Raw genomic sequence first — 11,462 nt, 5'->3', positions numbered from 1 at the left:
CATGCGACTGGCACACTGGGCAGTCAATGCCCCTTTTCGTCCCCTGCTGTTAGCAGTGCTTACGTCTTCCTTGATGCTGCCTGCTCACGCAGCAGACCTAGTGACTATTACGCGTGATGCGCTCAACAATAATGCGACATTGGCTTCGGCACGCGCTGATTTTTCCAGTGTGGAAGCGTCACGAGATGTGGTGCGCGGTGGTTTACTGCCGCAAGTAAATGCCTCAGGTAACGTGGTCCATAACCGCCAGTATGAAAGTCAAAACTCGGCAAGGGCCGGTGCTGTTACTGATCCAACCACCCCAGGTGCAGGCGTCAGCGATGACAACTTCAATACGGCATCGCTTTCGCTAGAAGCCTCACAGGCACTGTTTAATGCGGTCACCCGTCAAGAAGTAAGCCAAGCTGAGCGTCAAATCGACCAGCAGGTGTACTTGTTGGCGGCCACCGAGCAACAATTGTTGATTGATGTGGCGGGTGCCTACTTTGACATTCTGCGTGCCCATGAAGTGCTAGATGCGCGCTTGGCGCAGGAACGTGCGATTGGCCGCCAGTTAGAGCAGGCCAGCGAGCAGTTTGAGGTAGGGCTAATTGCAATTACTGAGGTGGAAGAAGCGCGGGCAAGTTTTGACCAGTCCCGGGCCGACCGTATTGCCGCTGAGAGTAATCTGCAGGTGGCCTTCGAAGTGCTTGAAGAGCTCACTGGACGCCGCTATGCCACTATCGATGCGTTAGGTGATATGCCCGTGGTCTTGCCCTCCCCAAGCAGCCGCGATTACTGGGTGGAGCAAGCTATTGAGCGCAATCCGCAAGTGCTGGCCCAGCGGGCAGGTATCGAGCTTTCTCGAGTTGGCGTAGAGATTGCTCGGGCAGGCCGTCTTCCCAGCGTTCAGGCGTTTGCCAACTATCGGTATGCTGAAAGTGATAGCGACCTTGCCAGTGGTCATGACTCATCAAGCCAATTGGGGGTCTCGGCTAACTTGCCTATTTATACGGGCGGCAGCACGAGCGCCAGTATTCGCCAGGGCACCTTCCAGCTTGAGCGCAGCCAGTACGACTTTGAGTCTCAGCGCCGCACTACGATTCAGCAGGTACGCTCGCTGTACACCCAAGTCAGCAATAACGTCGAGACGGTAGAGGCACGCCAGCAGGCGATTGTTTCTACCCGCAGCGCATTAGAAGCCACCCGGGCGGGCTACGAAGTCGGCACGCGTAACATCGTCGACGTGTTAAACGCCGAACAAAACCTCTATAACGCCATCGCCAACTTTGCAGAGGCCCGCTACGACTACGTGGTGAACCTCCTTTCTCTGCGCCAGCAGGCAGGGTTGCTAGATGTTGCCGCTATTGAAGAGGTCAATGCGTGGCTGACCGGTGATCCCGTGAGTTTCACCCTTCCTGAAAGCGGGGACGCTTACCAGGGTGCGCTGGATATTGGCGCTCCGCCCACGCCCGACGCCTAGCGGCAGCAATGCCCGCAATGATTACCACGCTTGTGATACCCACTTAGTATTAGAAGTATCTACTTAGCGCCAGACTGAATGAGCGCTGTGTTGCTATCCGTCAATGTTCAAAAAAAGATGAATGGGAATTCGACGTATGAAGAAAATGATTCACTCAGGTAGAGCGAGTCTAGTGACGCTGATAGCTGCACTGGCGCTGGCAGCCTGCGGGCAAGAGCAGCCGCAACAGCAGCAGGCGCAGCAGGAAGCGCCTCCTCATGCGGTGGAAGTCGCCGAAGTAGCTCGGCAGGATATACCGCTGAATAAGTCTTACCCGTCACTGCTGCGCAGCGATAGTGAAGTAACGCTCGTCGCGCGGGTAAGCGGCTTTCTGGAAGAGCGCCATTTCGAGCCTGGGCAGTTAGTCGAGCAGGGCGATCGGCTCTATACCATCGAGCCAGACCTTTATCAGGCTACGGTTAATCAGCGCGATGCTGACCTACAGAGCGCCCGCGCTGAGCTAGCCCGCGCCCAGCGCGATGCCCAGCGTTTTGAACAGCTATTGAGCCAAAACTCAGTGAGCCGCCAGCAGTATGACCAAGCCTTAGCGGATCAACGTGTTGCCCAGGCGCGGGTTGCTCAAGCGGAAGCCGCACTCACCAGCGCCAATCTTGATTTAGGCTATGCCAACGTCACTGCCCCGGTATCGGGAATGATCAGCTTAAGCCAAATTAACGTCGGCAACCTGGTGAACTCCGGAACTGAGCTTGCCACCATCACGCCGTTAGACCCCCTTGAAGTGCGTTTCCAACTGCCCCAGCGAGATGCATTTGAACTACGCCGACAGCTTGGAGAGGAGAGCGAGGCTTCTGATATCACCGCCCGCCTGACAGTGCCTGGGCTAAGCGGTGGCAGTGGTTCTGAGCTTGAAGGGCAATTGAACTACCTTGGCTCACGGGTAGATGGCGGCACCAGTACGGTTCAGGCCTCGGCTAGCTTTGCTAACCCTGACGGTGCCGTGCTGCCTGGGCAGTTTGTGCGAGTACGCCTTGAAGGTCTAAAGCGCTTTAACGTGATTGCTGTGCCGGAAATTGCCGTGACCCAGGGGCTGATGGGGCCGCGTGTGTTTGTGCTGGATGAAGAGAGCAAAGCCCGTGAGCGTACCGTTCAGCTCGGCGACGTAGCAGGCCCTTGGCAGATAATTGTAGATGGCCTTGAAGAGGGTGAGCGCGTCATTGTTGGTGACACCGCCGGGGTGGAGCCGGGCCGGGAGATTGAACCTAAGCGTTTTGAAGACAACGCGGAAGAGTTGGTTGAGCGCGTTGAAGAAGCCGAAGCTGAGGAGCAGCAAGCACAGGCTGAAGCAGCTGAAGAGATGGCCGAAGGTGCTGGGGATATGCCAGCAGACGAAGGGGAAGAGGGCGCGCAATAATGAATTTTTCCAACTTCTTTATCAGTCGTCCGATTTTCGCCACGGTGCTGGCGATTATCCTGACGCTGGTAGGCTCCCTGGCGATGCGAATACTGCCCATTGAGCAGTATCCCAGCGTTGTGCCGCCTACGGTCTCAGTGCAAGCCCAGTTTCCTGGGGCGGATGCTGAAACTGTGGCGCAAACAGTGGCAGCGCCGCTTGCTGAGGCCATTAACGGCGTTGAGGACATGCTCTACATGACCTCCAACAGCGCCGACAATGGCACTATGAGCTTGAGCGTGGCGTTCAATATTGGTACCGACGGTGATATCAACACCATCAACGTGAACAACCGGGTGCAGGGCGCGCTCTCACGGCTACCTGAAGCTGTGCAGTCTCAGGGGGTTAGGGTTGAATTGCGCTCTGATTCGATTCTGATGCTGGTGGCGCTGACCTCGCCAAACGGTGATTACAACAATGTTTACATGCAGAACTACGCCACCCTTAATATTCTCGACGAACTGCGCCAAGTGCCCGGCGTGGGTAACGCTGAGGTGTTGGGCGGCGGCGAGTTCGCCATGCGTATTTGGATGGACCCAGACAAACTGGCTCAGTACGACCTAACCCCCAGCGAAGTGGCAAGCGCTATACGGGCGCAAAACACCGAAATTCCCGCAGGTAATTTAGCGGCTACGCCACAAAGCGAACCTCGCGCCTATACTTATACGATTACCGCTGGCGGACGTTTATCAGATGCTGACGACTTTCGTAACATCTACCTTCGCACAAATCCCGATGGCTCTTCACTGCGCCTGGAAGACGTTGCGCGTATTGAGCTGGGCGCCTCGTTCTACGGGGTTAACGCGCGCTTAAACGGCGCGACGATGACCCCCATCATTATCAACCAGCAGCCTGGGGCTAATGCTCTGTCGACGGCTGAGGCGGTACGCGACACGATGGAAGAGCTGGCGGTGCGCTTTCCGCCGGGGCTTGAGTATGTGACACCCTACGATACAACGCTGTTCATCGATGCCTCGGTAGAAACGGTACTCAAAACCTTTATCGAAGCCTTTCTGATCGTTATTGTCATTCTGTTTATTTTTCTACAGAACTGGCGCTTTACTGTTATTGCTATGTCGGTGGTGCCGGTATCGGTTATTGGTACCTTTGCGGGCTTCTACCTGTTTGATTTCTCGATAAACTTATTAACGCTATTTGCGTTAGTGCTGTCGATCGGGATAGTGGTGGACGACGCTATCCTAGTGGTAGAGAACGTCGAGCGCGTGCTGAGCGAAGAGGAAGACATTAGCGTTCGTGATGCCACTATTCGTGCCATGAAAGAAGTGGGCGGCCCCGTCATTGCCACCTCACTGATTATGGCTGCCGTCTTTGTGCCGGTAGCTTTCATGGGTGGTTTTACCGGGCAAATTTACCAGCAGTTTGCGATTACCGTGACGATATCGGTGGCGCTCTCGGCATTAATGGCCTTGACCTTCACGCCAGCGCTTTCCGCCATTTTCATTAAGCACAACCTGCATAAAACCAAACAGTCGGCATTTAGGCGTGCAATTACCACACCGCTGCGCCTGTTCGATCGCCTGTTTGCAGGCATCACAGCCGTGTATATGTGGGGTGTGAAAAAGTTGGTGCGCTTCTGGGTGCTGGCGCTGGCGCTCACAGTGGCTACTAGCGTGGGTTCCTATTGGCTATATGCCAATACGCCCTCTACGCTGGTGCCCGAAACCGACCAGGGGATTGTGTTGGTAAGCGTGTCGCTACCGGATGCTGCGTCGCTTGACCGTACCCAAAACTATATGACTAAGCTGAGCGCGGCTATTGAAGATATTCCCGGCGTGGAGTACTCCTCAGCGGTAGCGGGGTATGACATTCTCTCCAGTGCGGTGAATACAGCCCGCGGCATTATGTTTATTAATATGCATCCTTGGGCGGAGCGCGATTTAACCGCTGATGAGTTGGTAGGCCGCATTATGCAGTTAGGCGCCAGTATCGATGGCGGCTCTGCTATGGCGTTTAACGTACCGCCGATTATGGGGCTTTCAACCACCGGTGGTTTTACCGGCTTTTTGCAATCGTTTGACGGCGCTTCGCCGCGAGAGTTGTATGAAGCCTCGCTGCAAATTATGGGGGCCGCGAATCAGCATCCTGCGTTGAACCAGGTATTCTCAACGTTCAACGTCAATGTGCCCTCCTTCCGGGCTGAAATTGATCAGCAGAAGGCGCTGAGCTATGGCGTAGCGTTAGAGAACATTTCCTCAGCGCTCTCCAATACCTTCGGCAACGGCTTTGTTAACTTCTTTAGCTACCAAAACCGTAACTTCCAGGTCTATTTACAGAACGAAGATGAGTTCCGTAAGACCCCCGAGGATATTAATAGCGTGTTTGTACGGGGCGGTAATGGCGAGCGTATTCCGCTTTCCGAGTTTGTTACTCTTGAACGCCAGGTGGGCCCTTCTGTGGTTTCCCGCTTTGGCGTTTATACAGGTGCGCAGTTCCAGGGTGGCCCTGCCGAAGGGTATAGCTCGGCGCAGGCTATTGAGGCCATGGAAGCCGTGGTGTTAGACACCCTTGGCCCTAACTGGGGTATGGGCTGGACGGGCACGGCCTATCAGGAAGCAAACTTGGGTAACACCGCAGTCCTGGCGATTGTGTTTGGTATCTTAATGGTCTTCTTGATTCTAGCGGCTCAATACGAAAGCTGGTCGCTGCCTTTAGCGGTACTGACCGCCACCCCGTTTGCTTTCTTAGGCGGTATTGGGGGGATTGTGCTGCGAGGCTTGGATACCAGTGTCTACGTGCAGATCGGCATGCTGGTGGTCGTGGGATTGGCGGCCAAGAACGCTATTTTGATTGTCGAGTTTGCCGAACTGCAGCGTAAAGAGCAGGGTAAGACGATCCGTGAAGCCGCTATTACGGCTGCTGAATTGCGCTTCCGGCCTATTGTCATGACATCACTGGCGTTTATCTTTGGTACGTTGCCCTTGGCATTAGCCTCAGGTGCTAGCGACGTGAGTAGCCACCATATCGGCACAACCGTGGCGATGGGGATGGCCTCGGTGGCAGTGCTGGGTAGCCTGTTCATTCCTAGCTTCTACGCGATGATTGCGACGGTGTCTGACTGGCTCTACCGCAAACGACACCCTAATCAAACGGCCAGTTCCCCCGCACTAGAGCACCACCAGCACTAGCGTAACAGGGGGGTTACTAAGCGGGCATCACGGACAACGTGATGCCCGTTTTTTTATGCCTGGCTGATACGCGTCAAGGCTATGCGCTACGCAGAAGCGTAATGTGGACTACGCTAATAGAGACCATCATTTTCAGCTTGTACTAATAAAGATAAATCCAAGCGAAAATATTACTAGCCTGTTGGTCTGGAGGAGGTCACGCCATGCAAACATTGATTTCTGCCGCTGTGCAATTTCCGACCGCTGTTTTCACGTTCCTACTGGCCTTGATTGTGCTGTATTGGCTACTGGTGCTAGTCAGGATAGCGCCTCTTGAGCTATTCGAACGAGATAGCCTGCGTGACGACCATACGGCCAGTACGCTTGTTTCACTGGGCTTTGCCGGTGTGCCCGCCACGCTTGCGCTAAGTATTCTAGTGCTCCTGGCGGGGGCTATCTCACTGGCTGTTGAGTTATTGGTGCTGCGTTGGCTACCGCTGGGTATGTTAAGAGTGCCTGTAGGTGTGCTTGTGCTATGGGGGTCGCTAGCCGCTGCCTCGCCCATTGCGGCGGCCATATGCCATGCCCTTCAGCGTGGGCTACATCGCTACCAACCGTTTAAACGGCGCTGCTTATTGGGGGCTACCGTTGTTGTGACAGAGCCTCAGCACGATGGGTACGCTACCTCACTGCTCGATGATGAGCCGAATAGTTTTATCAAGCTGCACTGCAAAGCTGGTGATACTCCCCGATTGGGTGAACGCCGGGTATTGGTGAAATACCTAGCCGAAGAGGGCGCGTATCGCAGCGTGCTGGAACAGCAGTATCTAGAGACGCGCGTTTGGTTAAGCAAGCTGCGGCTGCACCATAAACAGCAGCAGCGGTCGAACGGCTATTCCGCCTAGCCATCACTGCCTAGCGGTTAAATAACCGCCGCCACTGTTTGCTTAGCCAAAGGATCAATGGCTGGGTAGTGGACACCTCTGCGGGGGCGGTGTAAGTGGGGATAGCGGTGTCGAGAAACTGACGGATGGGGGCGGCCTGCTCCGGCTGGTTAAGCATGGGGGCGTGGCCGCAATTAGCCACGGTTAACGTTTGCAGCGATGGCTGTGCCTTGGCCATACGTGGCAGCGTTTCGGCATCTAATAAAGTAGATTCGGCGCCGCGAATGACCATCACCGGGCAGCGAATATTTGCCCACTCCTTCCACATGTCCCGAGGGGTGTCGTGGACAAATTGTTCCCCGATGCGTGGGTCAAAATGGTAGGTCCAACTGCCGTCGGGTAAGCGCCGTGCACTATTGAGCGCTAACTCGCGCCACTCCTGTTCATGGGTAAGCCCAAAGCTTGCGTAATGCTGCTTTAACTCTGCGTGTAAGTCGGCAAAATTATTGAAGCGGTGGGCAACGCCAAAATAGCTAGAGAGTGCAATCAAACCCTGCGGGTTAAGCTCAGGGCCCACGTCGTTTAGAATCAGCCGCTTTATGCGGTTACTGTGCCGTGGGTCGGCAGCCATTAGCATGCCTAGTAGCCCGCCCATAGAGGTGCCTAGCCAGTCTACCTGCTGCAATTTAAAGTGGTCTAAAACGCCAAGTGCAACGGTTATATAGTGGCTATAGAGATAGTCATGGGCGGGGAACAGGGACCAACTGGAAAGTCCTCGACCGGGCGTGTCCGGTGCGATGATGCGCCATTCGTCCCCTAGTTGCCGGGCCAGTGCGGAAAAGTCACCGCCGTGGCGGGCAAGACCATGCCAAGCAATTAACGTGCGCGGGGCATTGGGGTTCCAAATGCGTACGGCGATATCGAGTTCTCGAACGCGTATAAATTCCAGTGCATCCATAAAGCACTCCTAAGCTGTGGGTCTCACCAGTATAGGAGTAGCGCTGCATTGCAGCAAAAGCCTTGTGTTAACGTTTAACTAGGAAAATGAATGCATCAATCATTTTGCCGCTGCGCTCATCAATGGAATAAACACTGGGATTGCGAAGCCAGTCATGGAATAGGCCACCCAACATAGACTGCATCATTTTTGTAGCAACCTCTGGGCTAAGGCCATCACGCAGTAGTTGCTGATGTTGTGCAAGCTTAAATGCCGCTAGCATCTCATCAAAACATTCCTTAGCAATTTTATCCTGCATTTCTAAAGGATTGATGTCACTGAAGAATTCGCAGCGATGCATCAAGATAGACAATATCCTTTGATATGAAGGCTGCTCAAGCCTAGCCATACCGGTGTGGCAGGCTCGGCGAATTGATTCTAACGGCGAAATATCAGCGTCGGATATATCCACTTCGTCCATCAATGACTGAAAAGGCATGCGGACACGCTCAACTAACGCTTTAAAGAGGTCCGCCTTATCTTTGAAATGCCAGTAAACTGCTCCACGGGTAAGGCCAGCATGGCGGGCAATCTGCTCTAGTGATGTGCGAGCGACGCCTTTCGCGAAAAACACTTCTTCAGCAGCATCCAGCAGCGCTTCGCGAGTAGCTGCGGCTTCTGCTTTGGTCTTTCTGGCCATGAAAACGTAACCTCACTATCAATGCGGACGCGCATATTTTATCTGAAAACGGGTGATTTTACATTCAAAACTGTATGGTTGGTGGGTGAGCGCCGCAGCATGAGTGAGCAAAATCGTTCTTTATAATGAGTGAGCGCATAAGATGCGTGTATGAGCCGAGTGCTAAAGCACCGTTTTAAAACGTATGTCGTTACTCGTAGAGTACCCACTCTACGCCCGTTATAGGAAGAACAGCATGGCACGAGCCCCCATTGAATTAGCTGGACATACCATTCAGCCCGGCCAGCGCTTACAAATTGATATGCCAGTTGCGCGTTTATATACCCATACGCCGCTGCATATTCCGCTTGAAGTGGTACATGGCCGCAAGGCGGGGCCGGTGATGCTGGTGTGCGGTGGCATTCACGGCGATGAAATTAATGGTGTCGAGATCGTGCGGCGTTTACTGCGCTCAAAAGCAATTAATAGCCTGCGGGGTACGCTGATCGCGGTGCCGGTCGTTAATGTCTTCGGCTTTTTACAACAAACCCGCTACCTGCCTGACCGGCGCGATTTAAATCGCTGCTTTCCGGGCAGCGAAAAAGGCTCGCTCGGCGGCCGCATTGCGGCGCTATTTCGTGAGCAGATAGTCGACCAAGCAACGCATATTATCGACCTGCACACCGGGGCGATTCACCGCACAAATTTACCGCAAATTCGCGCCCAGCTAAGTGCGGGTAGCGAAACAGAGCGCATGGCAGATGCGTTTGGTGCGCCGGTAATTCTCAATGCGGAGCTGCGGGAAGGAAGCCTTCGGCATTACGCGCAGAACCGCGGGATACCGGTGCTCACTTACGAAGCGGGTGAGGCGCTGCGCTTTGATGAGTGGGCCATTGCGCCAGGTGTGCGGGGCGTTTTACGGGTAATGCGCCGGTTGGACATGCTAGCCGGCGCTCAGCGGCAGCGCTCCTCGGCACCTGCTGAACTGGCTAATGGCTCCAGCTGGGCACGGGCACCTATCGACGGCATATTGCGCCCTAAAGTGCGCCTAGGCGCGCGGGTGGCCAAAGGCGAAGTGCTGGGCAAGGTCGCGGACCCTTTCGGCAATGATGAGGATGAGGTGCTCTCTATGGCTGACGGCATTGTGATTGGCATGAGCCGACTGCCGCTGGCCAACGAAGGTGAAGCGCTTTATCACATCGCTCGTTTTGATGAGATTGAGGAGGCAGAAACCGCGATTGAAAGCTTTCAATCTAGCCTTACACCACCGCCTGATGCGATGTATTAACGCTTTTAGACGCCGTCGAACCCACGCCACGGATGGCGCGATACCGGCTTGTTAGCTATACCTGTGTGGGTACCGTTTAAGCTTACGTTAACAACGCTGCAATGGGCGGTGCTTTCCAGTGGTACAGACCGTGCCACGTCGAACGCGACATGGAGGAAGAGTAATGACGAGCAGTAAGTATACAACTAACGAAGCGGGCATCCCGGTTTCCAGCGACGAACACTCCCTTTCTGTGGGTGCCGATGGCCCGATCGTAATGCATGACCACTATCTCATGGAGCAAATGGCGGCTTTTAACCGAGAGATGATTCCCGACCGCCAGCCCCACGCAAAAGGTAGTGGCGCCTTCGGCCATTTTGAAGTTACCCAAGATGTCAGTAAGTACACCAAAGCAAAATTTCTTCAGCCGGGCACTAAAACGGATGTACTGATCCGTTTTTCGACAGTGGCCGGGGAGAGTGGAAGCCCAGATACATGGCGTGACCCACGTGGTTTCTCGATTAAGTTTTACACCGACGAAGGCAATTTCGACATGGTGGGTAACAATACCCCCGTGTTTTTCGTCCGTGATCCTATGAAGTTCCAGCACTTTATTCACTCGCAAAAACGCCGCGCTGACAATGGTTTGCGGGATCACGATATGCAGTGGGATTTTTGGACACTGGCACCAGAGTCAGCCCACCAAGTGGCATGGCTAATGGGAGACCGGGGGGTACCCGCCACATGGCGGCATATGAATGGCTACTCCAGCCACACCTATATGTGGGTGAATGATGAAGGTGAACGGTTTTGGGTGAAATACCACTTCAAAACCGATCAAGGCATTAAGTGCATGACCCAGGAGCAGGCCGACCAAATGGCAGGCAGCGATGCCGATTACCATCGTCGTGACTTGTTCGAGGCGATCAAACGGGGTGACTACCCGTCCTGGACGCTGCAAATGCAGATCATGCCGTTTGAAGATGCCAAGACCTACCGCATCAACCCCTTCGACTTAACCAAAGTATGGCCCCACGATGACTACCCGCTGATGGAAGTGGGCAAGTTAACCTTGAACCGTAACCCGACGGACTTTCATAGCGAGATTGAGCAAGCCGCCTTTGAGCCTAACAACTCGGTGCCGGGCACGGGCTTCTCGCCTGATAAAATGCTGCTGGCGCGGGTGATTTCCTATGCGGACGCACACCGTGCTCGCTTGGGGGTAAACTACAAGCATATCCCGGTAAACGCGCCTAAATGCCCGGTACATAGCTACAGCCAGGGTGGCGCGATGCGAATTAAGCACTCCACCGACCCGGTATACACCCCCAACAGTAAAGGTGGCGCCAAGGCTGACCCTGAGCGCTTTCCAGAGGATGCCGTGTGGTCGACCGATGGCCAGCTGGTACGCTCTGCCTACACGCTGCGCCCTGATGACGATGATTGGAGCCAAGCCCACGCGCTTGTTCGCCAAGTGATGGATGACGAGCAGCGTGACCGGTTAGTTTCTAACGTGGTAGGTCACTTGTCTGGCGGCGTCACCGAGCCCGTGCTAGCGCGCGCTTTTGAATACTGGCGCAATATTGATCAAGAGGTCGGTGAGCGCATTGAGAAAGGCGTGCGGGGTAGCTAAGCCGATAAGCGATTAACGATTTTAC

At 54.5% G+C, this 11,462-nt stretch carries 8 protein-coding genes; 6 read left to right on the top strand and 2 right to left on the bottom strand.

From position 1 onward, the window contains the following. The first annotated feature begins 1 nt into the window (after position 1). The 4 genes from P8S54_RS06145 (at position 2) to P8S54_RS06130 (ending at position 6,942) form a co-directional block, all read left to right on the top strand. Positions 2 to 1,462: a TolC family outer membrane protein gene (locus P8S54_RS06145; protein ID WP_281443659.1), complete on the top strand. Its 1,461-nt coding sequence runs from the start codon at positions 2 to 4 to the stop codon at positions 1,460 to 1,462. A gap of 136 nt (positions 1,463 to 1,598) precedes the next feature. Further along, on the top strand, positions 1,599 to 2,873 hold the full coding sequence (locus P8S54_RS06140) for an efflux RND transporter periplasmic adaptor subunit (protein ID WP_281443658.1): 1,275 nt from the start codon (positions 1,599 to 1,601) through the stop codon (positions 2,871 to 2,873). Continuing rightward, on the top strand, positions 2,873 to 6,058 hold the full coding sequence (locus P8S54_RS06135; protein ID WP_281443657.1) for an efflux RND transporter permease subunit: 3,186 nt from the start codon (positions 2,873 to 2,875) through the stop codon (positions 6,056 to 6,058). Before P8S54_RS06140 ends, P8S54_RS06135 begins: the two co-directional genes overlap by 1 nt. Before the next feature lie 203 nt (positions 6,059 to 6,261). Further along, on the top strand, positions 6,262 to 6,942 hold the full coding sequence (locus P8S54_RS06130) for a hypothetical protein (RefSeq protein WP_281443656.1): 681 nt from the start codon (positions 6,262 to 6,264) through the stop codon (positions 6,940 to 6,942). Between the two features lie 10 nt (positions 6,943 to 6,952). On the opposite strand, the gene P8S54_RS06125 is transcribed toward P8S54_RS06130, so the two are convergent. Then, a complete protein-coding gene (locus P8S54_RS06125; protein WP_281443655.1) occupies positions 6,953 to 7,879 on the bottom strand; it encodes an alpha/beta hydrolase in 927 nt (308 codons plus the stop codon). A 67-nt stretch (positions 7,880 to 7,946) separates the two neighbouring features. After that, positions 7,947 to 8,558 (bottom strand): TetR family transcriptional regulator, encoded by a 612-nt coding sequence (locus P8S54_RS06120; RefSeq protein WP_281443654.1) that lies wholly within the window; start codon positions 8,556 to 8,558, stop codon positions 7,947 to 7,949. Positions 8,559 to 8,793: 235 nt separating this feature from the next. On the opposite strand from P8S54_RS06120, the gene P8S54_RS06115 reads away from it, so the two are divergent. Then, the gene (locus P8S54_RS06115) at positions 8,794 to 9,825 is read left to right on the top strand and encodes a succinylglutamate desuccinylase/aspartoacylase family protein (RefSeq protein ID WP_281443653.1); all 1,032 of its coding nucleotides are present in this window, start codon (positions 8,794 to 8,796) and stop codon (positions 9,823 to 9,825) included. Positions 9,826 to 9,988: 163 nt separating this feature from the next. Continuing rightward, positions 9,989 to 11,437 carry a catalase gene (locus P8S54_RS06110; protein WP_281443652.1) on the top strand — a complete coding sequence of 483 codons (1,449 nt, stop codon included), beginning with the start codon at positions 9,989 to 9,991 and terminating at the stop codon, positions 11,435 to 11,437. Positions 11,438 to 11,462 lie beyond the last annotated feature (25 nt).

It is taken from the genome of Halomonas sp. M1, assembly GCF_029581375.1.
GTDB lineage: Bacteria > Pseudomonadota > Gammaproteobacteria > Pseudomonadales > Halomonadaceae > Vreelandella.
The sequence above is the reverse complement of the archived record's forward strand: the minus strand, read 5'-3'. Positions and strand labels throughout refer to the sequence as shown.

Bases quoted from the DNA above. Each gene is read 5' to 3' on its own strand.
- P8S54_RS06145 (WP_281443659.1), top strand. From the start codon at position 2: ATGCGACTGGCACACTGGGCAGTCAATGCCCCTTTTCGTCCCCTGCTG.
- P8S54_RS06140 (WP_281443658.1), top strand. From the start codon at position 1,599: ATGAAGAAAATGATTCACTCAGGTAGAGCGAGTCTAGTGACGCTGATA.
- P8S54_RS06135 (WP_281443657.1), top strand. From the start codon at position 2,873: ATGAATTTTTCCAACTTCTTTATCAGTCGTCCGATTTTCGCCACGGTG.
- P8S54_RS06130 (WP_281443656.1), top strand. From the start codon at position 6,262: ATGCAAACATTGATTTCTGCCGCTGTGCAATTTCCGACCGCTGTTTTC.
- P8S54_RS06125 (WP_281443655.1), bottom strand. From the start codon at position 7,879: ATGGATGCACTGGAATTTATACGCGTTCGAGAACTCGATATCGCCGTA.
- P8S54_RS06120 (WP_281443654.1), bottom strand. From the start codon at position 8,558: ATGGCCAGAAAGACCAAAGCAGAAGCCGCAGCTACTCGCGAAGCGCTG.
- P8S54_RS06115 (WP_281443653.1), top strand. From the start codon at position 8,794: ATGGCACGAGCCCCCATTGAATTAGCTGGACATACCATTCAGCCCGGC.
- P8S54_RS06110 (WP_281443652.1), top strand. From the start codon at position 9,989: ATGACGAGCAGTAAGTATACAACTAACGAAGCGGGCATCCCGGTTTCC.